Source organism: Methanoregula formicica SMSP (assembly GCF_000327485.1).
GTDB lineage: Archaea > Halobacteriota > Methanomicrobia > Methanomicrobiales > Methanospirillaceae > Methanoregula > Methanoregula formicica.
The window spans coordinates 755,593-772,035 of the sequence record NC_019943.1; the positions used below are offsets into that span (position 1 = coordinate 755,593).

Consider the following 16,443-nt stretch of genomic DNA (forward strand, 5'->3'; position numbering starts at 1 on the left):
ATGGTAGCACGGGAGATTACAAAGGATGTTTTCTGGGTCGGGGCCCTGGACTTCGACCGGAGACTTTTTGACGAACTGATCCCCCTGCCGGAGGGGACGAGCTACAATTCGTACCTTATCCGGGGGAGCGAGAAGACTGCGCTGATCGACACGGTCGACCCGAAGAAAGAGGAGGAACTCATCGTCAACCTCATCAAGCTCGGGATCGAGCAGATCGATTACATCATCATCAACCATGCCGAGCAGGACCATGCCGGCTCCCTCCCCATGGTACTGGAAATGTACCCAAGGGCAAAAGTCGTCACCAACGAGAAGTGCCGCGACCTTCTCGTCGCCCTCCTCCAGATCCCGGCGGAGTCCGTCATGGTGATAAAGGACGGGGAAACACTCTCCCTCGGGAATAAGACCTTACAATTCCATCTCACGCCCTGGACCCACTGGCCGGAGACGCAAGTAACGTTCCTTGTCGAGGATCGCATCCTCTTCCCCTGCGACCTTTTCGGGTTCCATCAGGCAACGAGCGAACTGTACATAACAAACGAGGCTGAGGCATACCGGTCCGCAAAACGGTATTTTGCCGAGATCATGATGCCGTTCCGGAACAGCATCAGGGGGTACATCCCGAAGGTGAGGGACTTAAACCCGGCCATGATTGCACCGAGCCACGGCCCGATCAACAAGAACCCGAAGTTCATGCTCGATGCGTACGAGGACTGGGTTTCGGACACTGTGAAGAACGTGGTCGTCCTGCCCTACGTATCCATGCACGGGAGCACGCAGATCCTGGTCGACCACCTGGTCGGGGCGCTCATCCAGCGGGGTGTTGAGGTCAAACCGTTCAATCTCTCGCACACGGATATCGGCGAACTGGCCTATGCCCTCGTGGACGCGGCAACAGTCGTTGTCGGGACACCGACTGTCCTCTTCGGGCCGCACCCCCAGGTGGTCTCTGCCACCTACCTTGCCAATGCCTTAAAACCGAAAATGCGGTTTGCGTCAGTGATCGGGTCCTATGGCTGGGGCGGGAAAGCGGCCGAGACGATCGTCAAGATGCTGGACCATGTCAAGGTGGAGGTGATTGAGCCGGTTGTTATCAAGGGACTCCCGGACGAAGCTGCCGTTGTTGCCATCAACCGCCTTGCCGATGACATTGCAAAGAAACATAAAGAGATCGGTATAGTATAACCGTGAGGAACAATCCATGACAAAGATGCTTGAAGTGTACAAGTGCGGGGTCTGCGGGAATATCACGATGGTCGTGAGCCCGTCGGGAGGTACCCTTGTCTGCTGCGGCCAGCCGATGAACCTGCAGGCCGAGAAGAGAGAAGATGCAGGGAAGGAAAAACATGTCCCGGTCATCGGGAAGACGGCAAACGGGATCCGGGTGAAACTTGGGGCAGTCCCCCACCCCATGGAGGAGAAGCACTACATCCAGTGGATCGAAGTGATCTCCGGGGATAACCTGTATGTCCACGGGCTGAAGCCCGGCCAGGCGCCGGAAGCAGAGTTTCCCGTCAGGGCCGACCATGTCAAGGTAAGGGCGTTCTGCAATGTCCACGGGCTCTGGACAAGCAGCCGGTAACTCCTCTTTTTTGCCCCCGCAGGCAAATACTAATAGATTCCGGCGGTAACCCAATAGTAATGCGCCGGCTCGAACACCTCTCGACGACCCTTGCCGACCTCGGGGATATCTTCACGTTCATTGCCCCGGTGACGTGCCTTCCCCTCCTTGTCTGCATCATCTTCTCCGAGTGGGAAATGTTTTTGCCCATGGCCTCCGTCCCGGCCGTCTTTCTTGTTGCCGGCCTCTTCTTCCGGCAGCTCCCCCGCAGTACCAAGGGGAGCAGGCTCTCGATGGCTATGTGTTCTGTCGCCCTCTTCTGGTTTGCCTGCGCTGTGGTGAGCGGGATACCGTTCATGCTGGGCCTGCACATGAGTTTCACCGATGCTGTCTTCGAGGGGATGGCCGGGTGGACAGGCACGGCCTTCTCGATGATCCGGTCCGTGGATACCGCCCCCTACACGCTCCTCTTCTGGCGGTCGTACATGCAGTGGATCGGGGGGATCGGGATCATCGCCTTCACGGTGGCGCTGGCCAGCAGCACAGGGCTGTTCCGGTCGCGGATCTTCCGGGACGAGAGCCGGGACGAATCCCTGATGCCCGCTGTTGCCGCTGCCGGCCGTTCGCTCTGGAAGATCTATGCAGTACTCACCTTCTGTGCCATCGGCCTGATCCTTTTTACCGGCCTCTCGCTCTGGGAATCGGTGAATCTCGCCCTTTCGGCGATCTCCACCGGGGGATTCACCCTGCACGGGGGGGGAATCCTGTACTATGACAGTGTTGTCCTCCAGCTCCTCCTCATCCCGATCATGATCGCGGGTGCCCTGCCCTTCAAGCTCTATTTCCTGATCCTGGAGCACCGGCGCCTGAGCCTGTTCGGCGACGAGCAGGTCAGGATCTTCTTCCTCCTCCTCCTTGCCGGCACGGCGGTGCTGGTCTACGACATGGTCCTCTTCTCCGATACCGGCCTGCCTGCCGCAATCCTCCAGGGCCTGTTCATGTCAGCCTCGGCACTGACGACAACCGGGTTCCAGACCGTGAATCTCCAGACCTGGGCCGGTGTGACGATCCTCTTTCTCGCCATGCTGACCTTTATCGGGGGAGCTGCCGGCAGCACGGCCGGCGGGATCAAACTGGACCGGGTGGCCTTTGGCGTGCGGGCGCTCCTCTGGTGGTTCCGCCGGCTCTTTGTCAGCGGCAAGGTCCTTGTCCCGTTCCGGATAGAGGGAAGGGTCATCCCGCGGGATACAGCCGAGCTGGAGACGGCAAAGAACATGCTTGTCATCCTCCTCTCCGTTATCATCATCTTTATTGCCTCTCTTGCCGTCCTGCAGTACCACCTCACCACGTTCTCCCTGACGGAGATCGTCTTCCAGGTGGTCTCGGCCTTCTCCACCTGCGGCATCAACACCGGGTACGTCATGCCCGATATGCCGGTCATCTCGAAATGGATCTTCATCCTCGTGATGTGGATAGGGAGGCTTGAGGTCATCCCGGTCATCATCCTCTTCCTTTCCCTGGTCCGCGGCCCGGAATAACCCGTCAGCCGAGGGAGAGGAACCGGCTGATGACGAGCACGGAGGCAAGCCAGATCCCATAGGCTCCCCCCAGGCTCTCCAAAAATCCCCACCGGCTGACAAGGAACCAGAGCGAGATGAGGAAGAGAAGCGACGGAATGGCAAAGAAGAAGGTCCCGAGGACCAGCTGGCGGGTTGTTTCGATCCCCGCTTCGCTGTACGTGAACAGGAACGCGATGGTGGTGATGATGGGTGCGGCAGCAAGGATGCCCCCGTATTTCGGGTTCACCTGCTGTGCAAGATACGTTACCCCGACAATGATGCTCCCGCCGGCAACGAACTTGATCAGGGTCTGCAGGTGATCCATGACACCTTATGGTCACCGTTCTTTCGCTTAATACCTGTGCCTCCCCACGGGGTTCCTGCGAGACACATTGCCCAAAATTCGTTCACGCTCGCCAGTCCGGCGCAAGTGTACTTTTGTTAACATCAGGAGATCTAATATAAATTGCCGTTCCACACTGTAGTAATGAAACAGATCGCCCTGTACGGGAAAGGCGGGATCGGGAAGTCCACGACCTCAGCCAACCTCTCTGCCGCGCTCTCCCACCGGGATCTCTCCGTTCTCCAGATCGGGTGCGACCCCAAGCGCGACAGCACCCGGATGCTGATGCAGGGCCGGTTCATCCCCACGGTCATGGACCTTGTCCGGGTCCGGGGCGATGCCAATGTCTCCCTTAAAGATGTCGTCTTCACCGGCTACAATGGCATCCGCTGCGTGGAGGCGGGCGGGCCCGAGCCGGGCGTGGGCTGTGCCGGCCGGGGGATCATCGCCACCTTCCAGCTGCTCGAAAAGTTCGGGGCCCTTGACGGCGATGTCATCGTGTACGATGTCCTCGGCGACGTTGTCTGCGGGGGTTTTGCCATGCCGATGCGGGAGGGCTATGCGCAGGAGATCTATCTTGTCACCTCCGGCGAACTGATGTCCCTGTATGCGGCAAACAACATCTGCAAGGCAGTCCAGAGGCTGGCCTCGCGGGTGAAGAGCAAGTGCCGGCTTGGCGGTGTGATCTGTAATGCCAAGGGGCAGCCACGCGAAGAGGAACTGGTATCGGAGTTTGCCCGTCGCGTGAACAGCACGATGGTCCAGTACATCCCCCGGGACCATGTTGTCCAGCAGGCCGAGGTGAACCGGCAGACCGTGATCGAGTTTGCGCCCGACTCGCCCCAGGCCGGCCATTACCGTTCCCTTGCAGGAAGGATCGTGGAGAACACCAATCTTTCCATCCCTACTCCTCTGGAGACTGATGACCTCGAATCCCTTGCCCGCGAATTCCTCTAGGCTCGGCGGCTGTACGCTCACGGGAGCGATCTCGGTGACCTCCCATCTCCGCGATACGGTCACCGTTGTCCACGGGCCGAAGGGGTGCAGCCATCACAATGTCTCCCTCCTCCATGCCAGCTGGCTTGACAACGACCATGCTGTCCTCCCCAGCCTCCTCTCCACGGGGCTCTCAGAAAAAGAGGTGATCTTCGGGGGGGAGGATGCCCTCCGGAAGGCGATCGGATCCGCGGCGGGACAGGTGGGTGTCCGTGCGGTTGTTGTCCTCTCGACCTGCGTTGTCGGGACGATCGGGGACGATGTCGGCGCTGTCTGTTCGGAGGAGTACCGCGTGCCGGTGATATCCATCCCCTCGGCGGGATTCCTCGGGGGCACGTTCCAGGACGGGATGAACAATGCCCTCATCGCCCTTGCGGGGACGGCAGGGCCCTGCCAGAAAGACCGCGGTGTCAACATCATCGGGGAGATGAACCTCGAATTCGAGGTTGAGGAGAATTACCGGGAGATCGAACGGCTACTCTCACTCCTGCACCTCCCGGTGAACCTCCGGTTTGTCCACAACCTTTCGTGGGACCAGATTGCTCGGCTCGGGAGAGCAGAGCTCAATATCCTGCGGAGCCCGGCTCTTGTTCCCGTGGGAGAGTACCTGAAAAACCGGTTCGGCACCCCGTACATTGCCTCGTTCCCCCACGGGCTCTCTGCAACCCTCTCGTTCATTCGTGAGGTTGCAGTACTCTGCGGGGTCGACGGGCAGGAAGCGCTCAGGGAGGAGTGCCTGCGGCAGGAAGAGATGCTTGGCCAGTTCTCCGATCTCCGACAGGTGCCCGTCTCCTTCGACCGCGTCCACTCCGGAGAGGACGAACTCCTTGCTGCCGAGGAGCTGGCTGCTGCGCTGGACCTGGTGATGGGCACCCCGGGGACGTGTGCCCGGCTGCCGGTGAGCGCTGCTGTCGGGACCGCCGGGACACGGCGGATGCTCCACCGCTGGCGGAGGGCTGCCCATGCCTGAGTGCGACAATCCCCTCTGGCCATGCGCCATGACCGGTGCTGCCGCCTGCCTTGCCGGGTTCGACGGGATTGCGGTTGTCATCCACGGTTCCAGCGGGTGTTATTACTATCCCACGACCCTCCTCCATGCCCCGCTCCATGGTACGTTCATCCTCGAGGACGACGTGATCTTCGGGTCGGAGGACCGGCTCCAGGAGGTGATCGGCAGCCTGTCGGGAACGGGAAAACGGATCGCAGTCATCACGACCTGCGTTCCCGCCCTCCTTGGGGAAGACATCCGCTCCATGCTCGCCGAGCACGATGTGATCCTTGTCGACAGCCCGGGCTTTGCCGGGGACGTCGAGACCGGCTATGCCCGCGCCCTTGCCATGCTTGAACCCCGGGTTGACCCGGAATCGGCCGGTGTCAACATTGACGGGACCTGTCTCTTCGACCCGTTTGCTGCCGGGAACGTCCAGGAGATCAGAAGGCTCCTTGGCATGGCGGCAGTCCCCGTTGCATCGGTCTTTTCATCGGACCGGTACGACCGCGTGCACCATGCTGCCCCGTACACCATCGGAACCAACGGGGACTTCCCCTCCGGAGTCGGGGACAATCTTGGCGGAATGCTGGGTCTTGCGGGCATCCGTGAGACTTTCGCCCGGATTGGCGACACTGTTGATGGTGCCGACTGCGACCCGGTCTTTTCGGAACTGGAGCAGCAGGAGGAGCGCCTTGTCCGGGCCTGCGACAAGTTTCTCCAGCGGTACGATCCCCCGTCTGCTGCGATCTTTGCCGGCTTCTCGTATGCCCTCTTTGCCGCTGAAGCCCTCCATACCTACCTCGACGCGGAGATCTGCTGCATCGGGACCCGGAATGCACCCGGCGAGAGCCGTTTCAGGGCTGAGCAGGTATCCGGTCTCTCGCGGGTCCGCGACCTGATCGCGACCCATGACCCGGACCTCGTGATAGGGTCCTCGTTCGAACGCTCGCTTACAGGAGAGAAAGCATTTACCGGGATCATCCCCCCGCTCCGGGGCCGGGTCAGGATCTATCCTGCACCGCTCGCCGGCATCAACGGCACACTCTCGTTCATGGAATCGGTGCTGAACTCCTGCATGGATAAAAAACCCTGATTTGGTCTCGCATTCCCTCAACCCTCCGACGGTGTTTCACTTTCACCCCGCGCACGCCGGGGGGTTATATATCGCCCGGATCAACGCCTGTATACGACAGAAGGTGGTCGTGTATGATGGAAAAAGCAGGGTATCTCCAGGCAACAAGGTCGCAGGCAGTTGACAGCGATGGCATCCCCCACGGGATTGTCGAGCTCCACATCCTCGGGAACCGGTACGCAATCCGCCGCTCCGACCTGATCCGGGCCGTCAGTGGCAGGGTCCACGTCCAGGTCGAGGACCTTACCCGGAACTGGGGCGATTTCCTGGGCCAGACCCGGGGCCTTGCGCAGGTCTCGGCATCCGGAAAGGCCCTGAACATCGACCTGTTCGGGCTGGGCAGTTATACCCTCTCGCTGTCATCGCTCAAGGCCGTGCTCTACGGCAAGGAACGCCTTGCGGTCATCGTCCGCATCCCCGAAGCCCCGCTGGTCAGGATCCGAAGGGTAACGGATGGCCAGCAGACCATTGGCGCCGCAGTCTGAATACCTCGCCATTTTTCCCTCTCCCCACACTCCTCTTTTACGGCGGTAAGCGTGCAACATTAATAGTTCTGCGACAGATGATCATGCGTGAGTGAAGCCCACCAGTCCCGACGGTTCCGGGAGTGGTCCGGCACGGGCAGAAGGGTTCGGGTATGGATACCATGGATGCGGATTACCGGGAGCTTGTTGAGAACCAGCAGGATCTCATTGTGCAGTTCAATCTCGAAGGGCGTCTCCTTTTTGTCAACGCGGCCTACTGCGCAATTGCAGGAAAGACCCGGGAGGAACTGAACAACAGCGTCTTCATGCCGGTGACCGGGGAGCGGTACTCCGATGTTGTCGCAACGCAGATGACCAAGCTCTTCCGTCCCCCCTATGCCTGCATTGTCGAACAGTGGCTCCCGACAAAGACGGGGCTGCGCTGCATCAGCTGGTCGGCCCGGTCCGTGCTTGGCCCCGACAACACGGTTGTCTCCATTGTTGCCACGGGGCGGGATGTCACCCCGCTGAAAAACGAGCAGAAAGCGATCCGGAAACGCGATGCCGAGCTCATGGTCCTTCTTGAGAGCGGGGCGCAGATGTACTATACCCATACCCCCGACCACCGGATGGTCTTTGTCAGCCCGCGGATCCGCGACATGCTCGGGTGCCGCCCGGGCGAAGGAAAACGCCTCTGGACCGACTACCTGACCGACCACCCGATGAACGCTTCGGGTCTTGAACGGACGATCCGTGCCATCGCGTCCGGGAGACGGGAACCCCCCTACCGGCTGGAGATGGGAACCCGCGACGGGCGGAAAATCTGGGTCGAGGCAAACGAGGTCCCGGTGGTGAAAAACGGGAAGACGGTTGCGGTTGCCGGGTCCCTGACCGATGTCACCGACAGGATGCTGGTGGAAGAAGGCCTTGAAGAGGCAGGGCACCTCATCCCTGATTACACCGGTGACGAGCAGGTGAACGAGTACCGTGCCCGGATTGCCGGGAAACAGGCAAAGCGTCCTGCCGGGGTCTTCCGGGCGCTCTTTTCAAAGTCGTCCGATACGGATGACGATGGCGATGCACCTGCGCTTTCGCAGGATGGCCCGAAATAATCCTCTGTCTTTTGGTATAGATGTGATCGGACGGTGTACGTATTGTTCTATCCGGACCGGCCTGTTTTCGTAGCTAACGTCGATATGTTATTGTATTTCTGCCGAATTTTTCCAACCGGTTCGTTTAGTACACCGTCCGACCCCCCGCACTCTTTCGCTGATAGCTGCATTATTTCATAGGATTACGACGGGGATGGGCACCCAGACACGGATTTGCGGGGGGGTCGGGCGGTGTACATATCTCCAGTAAGACAAATGAGTGAAAAGATTGAATGCGAAACCATATTGGGTATTTTAGTGGGGATGATTAGCCTGGAAAAATATGTTCAGATGAAATCTTCTCTCGCATAGATGGGGGCTGATGCCCCCATACCCCCGGTTGTGATGAACGGCCGCCGAAGTCGAAGAACGCTTCGCGTTCTTCTCCCATCTCACCTCAGTGAGGTTCGATGTCCCGTAGGGCGCCCCGCGAGGGAGCCTGAGGCGGGGAGCTCTCACTCATACTCAAAGTGCAGGTGTCTTACAATGTCCCGGTGTGAATCCGATCCTTGACATACGTTTCAACAGATCGGAAAAAAGAAAAACTAGATTCGTGAAGAAGAACCCGGTCAGCAGCCCTTCTTCACGCACTCTGCTATATACGAGCCGGCCTTCGAGGTGCTGACCGCCTTCCCGCCAAGATCCCGGGTCACCATACCATCGCGGATACTCGCTTCGATAGCCTTTACCACTGCCGCTGCCGCCTCGTGCTCGCCAAGGTGGTCGAGGAGGAGCGATCCCGCCCAGATGGTGGCAATGGGGTTTGCCACTCCCCTGCCCTTGTATTTCGGTGCCGAGCCGTGGATCGGCTCGAACATGGAGGTGCCCTTCGGGTTGATGTTCCCGCCCGGGGCGAGGCCGAGCCCGCCCTGGATCATGGCGCCGAGGTCGGTGATGATATCCCCGAACATGTTGGGGGTGACAACGACATCGAACCACTCGGGGTTTTTGACAAACCACATGGTGACGGCGTCCACGAAGTTGAACTCGGTAGTAACGCCCGGGTAGTTCTTTGCGGTATCCAAAAAGACATCGCGCCAGAGACCGTACACGTCCGAGAGGACGTTTGCCTTGTCCACCGAGGTGAGCTTCTTCTTCCGCTGCATCGCGAGGTTGAAGGCATAGGTCTGGACCCGGCGTGCACCCTCGCGGGTGATGACGCCGATCTGGTAGGCAATCTCTTCTGCGTCGCTCGTGACGTCCAGCCCGAACTTCACGTTGTAGATGTCGCGGACAACGTCGAGCTCGATTGTCTGGTGCTTCCTGAACCGGGAGCCGATACCGACATAGAAGTCCTCGGTGTTCTCCCGCACTACCACGAAGTCGATGTCCTTTGGCCCCTTGCCGGCAAGGGGGGTCTCGACGCCGTCAAGGAGTTTGATGGGGCGGAGGTTGACGTACTGGTCGAAGTGGAACCGGAGCGCGAGGAGGATGCCTTTCTCTAAGATCCCCGGTTTCACCCGGTCGTCGCCGATGGAACCGAAGTAGATGGCCTTGAACTTCTTCAGTTCGGCAAGGTCATCCTCAGTGACCAGCTTCTTCGTTGCAAGGTAACGGTCCGCCCCGATATCGAAGTCGGTCCACTCGATAGCGAAGTTGAACTTCTCCCCTGCTGCTTCCAGTACTTTCTTTCCCTCGGCCACGATCTCCGGGCCGATCCCGTCTCCACCGATTGATGCTATCTTGTACATGCGGGTGTCTCCTTGAGTCCTTTTGCATATTCCACGAGCCCGCCGGCATCGATGATGCCCTGCATGAACTCCGGTACCGGTTCAATGGCGTACTTCTTGTTGTCCGCCTCAATGAACCCCTCTTTGATGTCCAGCCGGATCGCTGCCCCGTCGGCAATCTTGTCCGCATCCGGGCAGACCACCGGGAGCACGCCGACATTGACGGAGTTGCGGAAGAAGATCCGGGCAAACGACTGTGCCACCACGACCTTCACCCCTCCCCCCACGAGGGCGAGCGGGGCGTGTTCGCGGGAGGAGCCGCAACCGAAATTGCGACCCCCGACGATGACATCCCCCGGCTTCACCTTCTTTGCATACTCGTCCCTCGTTCCTTCGAACGCATGCTTTGCCAGTTCGTCCGGGTTGTTGATGGTCAGGAACCGGCCGGGGATGATCGCATCGGTATCGATATCGTCACCGAACTTCCAGGTCCGGGCATTCTTCGCCACCGGGCCCGACTCCGGTGCGATCTTCCTGACCGGGATGCTCTTCTTTGCCGCCATGTCAGACCTCCCGCGGGTCGGTGATCTCGCCCGTGATCGCGCTCGCAGCCGCCGTTGCCGGCGAGCAGAGATAGACCTTCCCGTCCGTGCTCCCCTGCCTGCCTTTGAAGTTCCGGTTCGAAGTCGAGAGCGAGACTTCGCCCGGGGCGATCAGGCCGAACGCCCCGCCCATGCAGGGCCCGCAGCAGGGGGCCTCGACAAGGGCGCCTGCCTTCACGAACTTCTCGATGAGTCCTGCTTTTAAGGTCTTGAGGTACTCGTCCCGTGACGCCGGGATGATGATGGTCCGGATCTTCGGGGAGAACTTCTTCTTGCCCAGCACCTCCGCAGCCTCCTTGAGGTCCTCGAACCTGCCGTTGGTGCAGGAGCCGATGAAGACCTGGTGGACATGCGTCCCTGCCACTTTGCTCACAGGGACGCCGGTATCGACATTGTGCGGCACGGCGACCTGCGGTTCGAGGTCAGAGACATCATAGGAGCGCTTCTCCGCAAATGTTGCATCCGGGTCGCTGTCCAGTTCGAAGGGCTTCATCTTCCGGCGCCCTTTCATGTACTCCCACGTGACCTTGTCCGGGGCAACGATGCCTGCCTTGCCGCCCATCTCGATGGCCATGTTGCAGAGCGTCATCCTGCCGGCCATGTCGAGTTTCCTGACGGTTTTCCCGGTGAACTCGATGGCCTTGTAGGTGGCCCCGTCAGCGCCGATATCGTGGGCGATCGCGAGGATGAGGTCCTTTGCCCCCACGCGCCGGGGGAATTTCCCCGATACCTCGGCACGGATCGTCTCGGGAACCTTGAAGTAGAGGGCCCCGAACTTCAGGGCAAAGCCCATGTCTGTGGAGCCGATACCGGTGGCAAATGCCCCTGCCGCCCCGTACATGCAGGTATGGGAGTCGGCCCCGACAACGATCTCGCCCGGGGCAGCCCGGCCCTTCTCGATCGTTACCTGGTGGCAGACCCCTTCGTTGATGTCATAGTTATGGATGTCCTGCTCAAAAGCGAACTTCCGCATGTAGACATGGTTGTTTGCCGCCTCGATGGAGTCCGCCGGGATCTGGTGGTCGAAGAGCATGATGACACGTTTCGGGTCAAAGACCTTCTTCCCGCCCATCTCGTAGAACTTCTGGATGGCAAGCGGGCCCGTGATGTCGTGGATCATCGCCCCGTCGAGGGGGGCCATGACCACTTCGCCCGCCCTGATCTCCCTGCCACACTTTTTTGAGAATATCTTCTCCACGATTGTCGCTGCCATGCTCAATCGTCTCTACTATTGACACGCACTGCTCATGTAGTTTCTGTGCACCACGTTTCGTGCACCGCCATGACTGCGACCGGGTTCGCAGTCAAAGTAAGGTTTAATCCCGTTTCTGGCCAAGGATTATGCGAATACCATGATGCGAAGACTGAACTTCCTCTGTATTGCGCTCGCCATCCTCATGGTGGCCGCGGTAGGCACCGTTGCTGCGGCAACGGGAGATTCGTCAACAGACAAGGTCATCCATGCCCAGGGAAGCGGCAATATCATCGGGACGCCCGACCGGGCGCAGGTGACGTTGTCCGTCCAGACCGAGAATTCCGATGTCAAGGTGGCCCAGGAACAGAACGCCGCCAAGATGACCAAGGTCATCGACGCCCTTGTGGCGGCCGGGATCCCCCGCGACGCCCTCAAGACAACCGGGTACAACATCTATGCCACGTACGACGACTCGGCCAAGGGATTCCTTGACCCCAAGGTCAAGTCCTACCGGGTGACCAATACCCTGACTATCACGCTCCATGATGTCAGCAAGACCGGAGAAGTGATCGATCTTGCCGTTGCAAACGGCGCAAACCAGGCAGATTCCATCCAGTTCATGCTCTCTGATGCACAGGCCCTCCTGCTCCGGAACGAGGCCCTCAAGAAGGCCGTAGTTAATGCCAGGGCAGATGCTGAGGCGGTTGCCGGTGCCATGGGTGTCAACATCACCGGAACAGGAACTGTCGAGATCTACCAGGGCTACATGCCGGTTGTGTACTCCAACTATGCACAGGATGCAGGAGGCAGGCTGGAGAAATCTGCAACCACCACTCCCATCCAGTCCGGTGACATTACGGTCAATGCGCAGGTCTCCGTGACCTACACCTACCAGTAATCTCCTTTTTTCTCCTCCGCTGCACGCTCTTCACAATGTTTTTAATTTTGCAGCGTGATCATTTCATAAAACCCGCATGTGTGCCGGTCATTTCCGGTATACGATACAAAAAATCTCGAATATCCATCAATCAGCGGATACAATAGGATTGATTTTCACAATGGAGCGCACGATCGGTTTTAAGGAGCGAAGGTATATTGAAGAGCTGCGGATCCTCACCAAGGCAACCGCCCTTGACTGCGTCATCGATGACCGGTTCGACCGGGTCATCTACGTGATCCGGCAGGGCGACATGGGTCTTGCGATCGGGAAGAAAGGGGACAACATCAGGCGGCTGCAGAATGTTCTCGGGAAACGGATCGAGATGGTCGAATTCGCCGATACACCGGATGCGTTCATCGCCAATATCTTCAAACCGGCCGAGGTTTTGAGGGTGGAACGCCCGTCCCCGGACGCCCCGGTGAATGTTCTCGTCCGCCAGAGGAGCGACCTGGGGATCGCCATCGGGAAAGCCGGGTGCAATATCGAGAAGGCCCGGATCCTCACCCGGCGGTTCTACAACACCGAGGTCGGGGAAGTCCTGCTCGAAAAGGAGGAAGCATGAAGACGAATGTTGACCCGAAGGTCCTTGCCGAGCTCTGGGAGATCATCTGCGACCGTGCGGATCACCCGAAGGAGGGGTCCTATACCACCCGGCTTCTGGCGGATGAGAAGGGGATCGACAAGGTGCTGGAGAAGGTGGGCGAGGAGTCCACGGAGTTCATCCTTGCCGTCAAGAACGGCGTTCCCGAGCGGACGGCGAGCGAGGCTGCCGACCTGTTCTTCCACGTACTCGTCGCACTCCGTGCCTCGGGCGTGAGCCTTGCGGACGTGATGGAAGAACTGGAACACCGCCGGAAATGATTTGGGCCCGGCCCGTCCTCTCCCCTATTTCTGGAGAAATGCCATAAGGTCGACCACCTGCGGGAGGTCCTCGTTTTTCTGTGCTGCCGTGGCAAGGACAGTCTCTTCCACAAAGATCGGAACGTCCCCGCGAAGCGCCAGCGCAATCCCGTCGCTCGGGCGGCAGTCCAGGTATTCCTCATGACGGTTGTTCACAAACACGAGCTGCGCATAGTAGACCCCGTCCTCAACGCTGTCGATCTGGAGGGAGCGCAGGGTGATGGAGAACTTTGCGCAGAGGTCTAAAAAGAGGTCGTGGGTGAACGGGCGGGGCAACACCTCCCGGTTCTTTGCGCTGTTGATGGAGACTGCCTCCCAAATCCCGATGAAGATCGGGAGGAATCGGTCGGAACCGTCCGTGAGGATCACCAGGGGGATTGTGGCGGTCTCCCCGGTTGCCATGAAAACGCCTTTGACCTCGCAACGAACCTGTGTCATGCCAGTGCACAGTGATTGCTGTCAACCGAGATAAGGGTTCAGGTGGGCGGTGGCGGGCAGTTCCCCTCTTCGAGACAGGCACGTGCCTCCCGCCGGACAATGATGATGCTTGAGAGGATGCCGAGCGCGATATTGAAGTAATAGAGGACAATGCGCCAGAGCACGACAAAGATCCCGACAACCCCGGCCGGGAGGAAGAGGGCGTACATGGACGTGGCGCCGACCTCTGCAATGCCCGAGCTCCCCGGGGTTAAGGGGAGCATCATCAGGATTGCGAGGATGAGCTGGATGACGAACGACTCCAGGATGAGCGGGGGTTGTCCGAGCCCCACGAGGATGAGGGATGCGGTGATGATCTCGGAGACCCAGTAGAGGAGGGTGAAGAGCATGCCCCAGACAAGCCCTCCTTTTGCCGTGTGGACAAACCGGATCGTTGATCCCTGAAAATTATCAATTTCCTTGTCCGCCCGCACCAGCAGCGACTCGACACGGGAATTCTCCCACGTACGGGTCAGCCACCGCGTGCAGCGCGCCACGACCCGCTTCACCACATCCGGGCGCCGTATGGCCAGGTAGAAGAGGAAGAGGCACCCGGCAACGAAGATCCAGGTGACAAAGACCATGATCTCCGAGACCGTTCCGAGCTGCTTCCACTGGTCGGTTAGGACAATCATGGAGAATGCGGCCAGAGCTGCAAGGGCGATCCCATCGAGGACCCGTTCCATGATGACGACCGCAGTGGCATCCCCGAGAGGGACATTTGCCTTGTAGAGTTCGTGGACCCGGACCGGTTCCCCCCCGGCCTGTGCCGGTGTGATTGCTGAAGCGAGGAGGTTTGCAAAGACCAGGTTCAGGCTGTACCAAAATCCGACGCGGTAGCCAAGCGAACCCGCCATCATCTTAACCCGCATGGCCCAGAAGCACATGGTCAGGAGGTGGGTGAGGAATGCAAGGAGGAGGAACCAGGGATTGATCTGGGTGAGGTAGGTGATGGTGTTCTCGTTGATGGTGAGGAGGAGGATAACCACGAGGACGGCAAGGGAGAAGCCGACGGAAATATAGAGCCATTTCAATTGAGACTTGTCCATTGACGAACCCCGGGAATATCTGGAACGGTCAGTCTAACAGGTTATTGGGCAAAGTATTTACTCTTTCTTTCGCCGTCCAGCCGTTTTAGTCCACGGTGAAGATCCCGCGGTTTGCATGGATCGCAAAGAAGCCGGACTCAGCCCCGGCATCGAGCCAGCCATGCCCGTAACTGAAGCAGGATAACGCGGTTTCCGTCCTTCCCGCCGAAACCTCGCGTTCTCCGTTCTGCAGGTAGACCCCGGCAATGAACAGCACCTGATCTGCAAAATTATAAGCGTGTGTCCCCGGGGCCGGTGCAGGGGTAACCGAGGCAAGGGCCGTTTTGAGGAGCCGCGCATACCGTTTGGTCTTCTCGTCCAGTTTCAGGAAGTGGGAGGTCGGCACATTCTCCACCGGAGCTGCAAACGGGCATTGGGGATTTTTTTCGGAACAAACCAGCAGGCCGGACGCGATGCCGCAATGGAGCCAGCCCAGGCCGTACAGGAAGGCTGCAAGGGCGTTGACCGGGTCATCGCCGGAAAGGAATGTTTTCCCGTCGCTCTCGTATGCAGACGCCATCCGGAGCACGGCCTGCCCGGTCCGCCAGAGCGGTGTCCCCTCCGGTGCACTGCACGTTGCCCGTGCAAGGGCCGATGCAAGCACTGTTGCGCATTCTGCGATCCTCATAGGCCGGCGAACATCTCCAGGTACTCCCGCTCCATGTCGTGCAGTTCCGCTGGCACGATCAGGATATGGAGGGGCGGGCCGAAGTCGCAGGCCCTCACCAACTCTCCCGGCCCTGCCCGGACCACCGGCTCGTCGGATCCCGCCCGGGCAATGCCCACGTACAGCGGGATTTTTTCCTTCCGTGCAGCTGCCATCTCCTCCAGCAGGGCGACGGCTTCCGGGACGGTCATGTACCGGTCGTCCTGGATATCGAGATAGACCAGCGTATGGAGCCGCTGGGACAGGTTTGCGAGGATGACGTCAAGGGGAGTGGTCGGGAACCAGTTCTTCTGCGGGAAGGGAAGGGAACAGGACTTCCCGAACCGGTAGTTCTGGAGCCCGGAGAGGCCGCAGACGGCGCTTGCGATGGATGCGGCATGGATGATCGCTGTCGGTATCCCGCGGGACGCTGCCCGAATCCGGAGATCGGCATGGGTCGTCGAGACCATCGGGTCTCCCGCGCAGAGGAATACCACGTCCTTTGTCGTGGCCTCTTCGAGCATAGCATCGGGGTCCTGTTCCACATCGGACCGGTACAGCGGAGTAACCGGCCGCCTGTAATACTGCTCGAGGCCCTCCCGTGTCGCACCCATGAGGCGCGAGGTGTAGCACTCAAGATAGACCCGGTCAGCGTTCCGGATGCGGGAGAGCCCTTTTTCCGATACGTCAGTTTTATCAAAGAGGCCAAGGCCGATGAAAGTCAGCAT

General features: G+C 59.5%; 19 protein-coding genes. 11 read left to right on the plus strand and 8 right to left on the minus strand.

Annotated elements, in window-relative coordinates; translation table 11 throughout:
- From METFOR_RS03845 to METFOR_RS03855, 3 genes are read left to right on the plus strand one after another with little or no spacing between them, the layout of a single operon-like run.
- Positions 1-1,185 (plus strand): FprA family A-type flavoprotein, encoded by a 1,185-nt coding sequence (locus METFOR_RS03845; protein ID WP_015284791.1) that lies wholly within the window; start codon positions 1-3, stop codon positions 1,183-1,185.
- Positions 1,186-1,201: 16 nt separating this feature from the next.
- Positions 1,202-1,582, plus strand: a complete 381-nt coding sequence (locus tag METFOR_RS03850; RefSeq protein ID WP_015284792.1) for a desulfoferrodoxin — start codon at positions 1,202-1,204, stop codon at positions 1,580-1,582.
- Positions 1,583-1,641: 59 nt separating this feature from the next.
- The gene (locus tag METFOR_RS03855) at positions 1,642-3,099 is read left to right on the plus strand and encodes a TrkH family potassium uptake protein (protein ID WP_015284793.1); all 1,458 of its coding nucleotides are present in this window, start codon (positions 1,642-1,644) and stop codon (positions 3,097-3,099) included.
- A gap of 4 nt (positions 3,100-3,103) precedes the next feature.
- On the opposite strand, the gene METFOR_RS03860 is transcribed toward METFOR_RS03855, so the two are convergent.
- Positions 3,104-3,445 carry a GlpM family protein gene (locus METFOR_RS03860; protein ID WP_015284794.1) on the minus strand — a complete coding sequence of 114 codons (342 nt, stop codon included), beginning with the start codon at positions 3,443-3,445 and terminating at the stop codon, positions 3,104-3,106.
- A 162-nt stretch (positions 3,446-3,607) separates the two neighbouring features.
- On the opposite strand from METFOR_RS03860, the gene cfbC reads away from it, so the two are divergent.
- The 5 genes from cfbC (at position 3,608) to METFOR_RS03885 (ending at position 8,158) form a co-directional block, all read left to right on the plus strand.
- Positions 3,608-4,420, plus strand: a complete 813-nt coding sequence (gene cfbC / locus METFOR_RS03865) for a Ni-sirohydrochlorin a,c-diamide reductive cyclase ATP-dependent reductase subunit (protein WP_015284795.1) — start codon at positions 3,608-3,610, stop codon at positions 4,418-4,420.
- Positions 4,386-5,429: a nitrogenase component 1 gene (locus tag METFOR_RS03870; protein WP_015284796.1), complete on the plus strand. Its 1,044-nt coding sequence runs from the start codon at positions 4,386-4,388 to the stop codon at positions 5,427-5,429. The genes cfbC and METFOR_RS03870 overlap by 35 nt, the downstream gene beginning before the upstream one ends.
- On the plus strand, positions 5,422-6,543 hold the full coding sequence (locus METFOR_RS03875) for a nitrogenase component 1 (RefSeq protein ID WP_015284797.1): 1,122 nt from the start codon (positions 5,422-5,424) through the stop codon (positions 6,541-6,543). The genes METFOR_RS03870 and METFOR_RS03875 overlap by 8 nt, the downstream gene beginning before the upstream one ends.
- A gap of 113 nt (positions 6,544-6,656) precedes the next feature.
- Positions 6,657-7,067 carry a hypothetical protein gene (locus METFOR_RS03880; RefSeq protein WP_015284798.1) on the plus strand — a complete coding sequence of 137 codons (411 nt, stop codon included), beginning with the start codon at positions 6,657-6,659 and terminating at the stop codon, positions 7,065-7,067.
- Positions 7,068-7,219: 152 nt separating this feature from the next.
- A complete protein-coding gene (locus tag METFOR_RS03885; protein WP_015284799.1) occupies positions 7,220-8,158 on the plus strand; it encodes a PAS domain-containing protein in 939 nt (312 codons plus the stop codon).
- A gap of 608 nt (positions 8,159-8,766) precedes the next feature.
- Here METFOR_RS03885 and METFOR_RS03890 read toward each other — a convergent pair.
- The 3 genes from METFOR_RS03890 to METFOR_RS03900 are packed head-to-tail and all read right to left on the minus strand — an operon-like array spanning position 8,767 to position 11,682.
- Positions 8,767-9,888 (minus strand): isocitrate/isopropylmalate dehydrogenase family protein, encoded by a 1,122-nt coding sequence (locus tag METFOR_RS03890; protein WP_015284800.1) that lies wholly within the window; start codon positions 9,886-9,888, stop codon positions 8,767-8,769.
- A complete protein-coding gene (locus METFOR_RS03895; RefSeq protein WP_015284801.1) occupies positions 9,876-10,430 on the minus strand; it encodes a LeuD/DmdB family oxidoreductase small subunit in 555 nt (184 codons plus the stop codon). The genes METFOR_RS03890 and METFOR_RS03895 overlap by 13 nt, the downstream gene beginning before the upstream one ends.
- A gap of 1 nt (position 10,431) precedes the next feature.
- Positions 10,432-11,682 (minus strand): 3-isopropylmalate dehydratase large subunit, encoded by a 1,251-nt coding sequence (locus METFOR_RS03900; RefSeq protein WP_015284802.1) that lies wholly within the window; start codon positions 11,680-11,682, stop codon positions 10,432-10,434.
- A gap of 139 nt (positions 11,683-11,821) precedes the next feature.
- Between METFOR_RS03900 and METFOR_RS03905 the strand changes: the two genes are divergently transcribed.
- From METFOR_RS03905 to hisE, 3 genes are all read left to right on the plus strand, one after another.
- Positions 11,822-12,562, plus strand: a complete 741-nt coding sequence (locus tag METFOR_RS03905; protein WP_015284803.1) for an SIMPL domain-containing protein — start codon at positions 11,822-11,824, stop codon at positions 12,560-12,562.
- A 160-nt stretch (positions 12,563-12,722) separates the two neighbouring features.
- Entirely contained in the window at positions 12,723-13,166 is a 444-nt protein-coding gene (locus METFOR_RS03910; RefSeq protein ID WP_015284804.1) for a NusA-like transcription termination signal-binding factor, read from the plus strand.
- Complete coding sequence (hisE, locus tag METFOR_RS03915) at positions 13,163-13,465, plus strand: phosphoribosyl-ATP diphosphatase (RefSeq protein ID WP_015284805.1); 303 nt, start codon at positions 13,163-13,165, stop codon at positions 13,463-13,465. Before METFOR_RS03910 ends, hisE begins: the two co-directional genes overlap by 4 nt.
- 24 nt (positions 13,466-13,489) lie before the next feature.
- Here hisE and METFOR_RS03920 read toward each other — a convergent pair whose 3' ends face one another.
- From METFOR_RS03920 to dph5, 4 genes are all read right to left on the minus strand, one after another.
- The gene (locus tag METFOR_RS03920; protein ID WP_015284806.1) at positions 13,490-13,942 is read right to left on the minus strand and encodes a bifunctional nuclease family protein; all 453 of its coding nucleotides are present in this window, start codon (positions 13,940-13,942) and stop codon (positions 13,490-13,492) included.
- 38 nt (positions 13,943-13,980) lie between these two features.
- The gene (locus METFOR_RS03925; RefSeq protein WP_015284807.1) at positions 13,981-15,030 is read right to left on the minus strand and encodes a lysylphosphatidylglycerol synthase transmembrane domain-containing protein; all 1,050 of its coding nucleotides are present in this window, start codon (positions 15,028-15,030) and stop codon (positions 13,981-13,983) included.
- Between the two features lie 85 nt (positions 15,031-15,115).
- Positions 15,116-15,697 (minus strand): DUF357 domain-containing protein, encoded by a 582-nt coding sequence (locus METFOR_RS14440; RefSeq protein ID WP_015284808.1) that lies wholly within the window; start codon positions 15,695-15,697, stop codon positions 15,116-15,118.
- Complete coding sequence (gene dph5, locus METFOR_RS03935; protein ID WP_015284809.1) at positions 15,694-16,443, minus strand: diphthine synthase; 750 nt, start codon at positions 16,441-16,443, stop codon at positions 15,694-15,696. The genes METFOR_RS14440 and dph5 overlap by 4 nt, the downstream gene beginning before the upstream one ends.

Bases quoted from the DNA above. Each gene is read 5' to 3' on its own strand.
- METFOR_RS03845 (WP_015284791.1), top strand. From the start codon at position 1: ATGGTAGCACGGGAGATTACAAAGGATGTTTTCTGGGTCGGGGCCCTG.
- METFOR_RS03850 (WP_015284792.1), top strand. From the start codon at position 1,202: ATGACAAAGATGCTTGAAGTGTACAAGTGCGGGGTCTGCGGGAATATC.
- METFOR_RS03855 (WP_015284793.1), top strand. From the start codon at position 1,642: ATGCGCCGGCTCGAACACCTCTCGACGACCCTTGCCGACCTCGGGGAT.
- METFOR_RS03860 (WP_015284794.1), bottom strand. From the start codon at position 3,445: ATGGATCACCTGCAGACCCTGATCAAGTTCGTTGCCGGCGGGAGCATC.
- cfbC (WP_015284795.1), top strand. From the start codon at position 3,608: ATGAAACAGATCGCCCTGTACGGGAAAGGCGGGATCGGGAAGTCCACG.
- METFOR_RS03870 (WP_015284796.1), top strand. From the start codon at position 4,386: ATGACCTCGAATCCCTTGCCCGCGAATTCCTCTAGGCTCGGCGGCTGT.
- METFOR_RS03875 (WP_015284797.1), top strand. From the start codon at position 5,422: ATGCCTGAGTGCGACAATCCCCTCTGGCCATGCGCCATGACCGGTGCT.
- METFOR_RS03880 (WP_015284798.1), top strand. From the start codon at position 6,657: ATGATGGAAAAAGCAGGGTATCTCCAGGCAACAAGGTCGCAGGCAGTT.
- METFOR_RS03885 (WP_015284799.1), top strand. From the start codon at position 7,220: ATGGATACCATGGATGCGGATTACCGGGAGCTTGTTGAGAACCAGCAG.
- METFOR_RS03890 (WP_015284800.1), bottom strand. From the start codon at position 9,888: ATGTACAAGATAGCATCAATCGGTGGAGACGGGATCGGCCCGGAGATC.
- METFOR_RS03895 (WP_015284801.1), bottom strand. From the start codon at position 10,430: ATGGCGGCAAAGAAGAGCATCCCGGTCAGGAAGATCGCACCGGAGTCG.
- METFOR_RS03900 (WP_015284802.1), bottom strand. From the start codon at position 11,682: ATGGCAGCGACAATCGTGGAGAAGATATTCTCAAAAAAGTGTGGCAGG.
- METFOR_RS03905 (WP_015284803.1), top strand. From the start codon at position 11,822: ATGATGCGAAGACTGAACTTCCTCTGTATTGCGCTCGCCATCCTCATG.
- METFOR_RS03910 (WP_015284804.1), top strand. From the start codon at position 12,723: ATGGAGCGCACGATCGGTTTTAAGGAGCGAAGGTATATTGAAGAGCTG.
- hisE (WP_015284805.1), top strand. From the start codon at position 13,163: ATGAAGACGAATGTTGACCCGAAGGTCCTTGCCGAGCTCTGGGAGATC.
- METFOR_RS03920 (WP_015284806.1), bottom strand. From the start codon at position 13,942: ATGACACAGGTTCGTTGCGAGGTCAAAGGCGTTTTCATGGCAACCGGG.
- METFOR_RS03925 (WP_015284807.1), bottom strand. From the start codon at position 15,030: ATGGACAAGTCTCAATTGAAATGGCTCTATATTTCCGTCGGCTTCTCC.
- METFOR_RS14440 (WP_015284808.1), bottom strand. From the start codon at position 15,697: ATGAGGATCGCAGAATGCGCAACAGTGCTTGCATCGGCCCTTGCACGG.
- dph5 (WP_015284809.1), bottom strand. From the start codon at position 16,443: ATGCTGACTTTCATCGGCCTTGGCCTCTTTGATAAAACTGACGTATCG.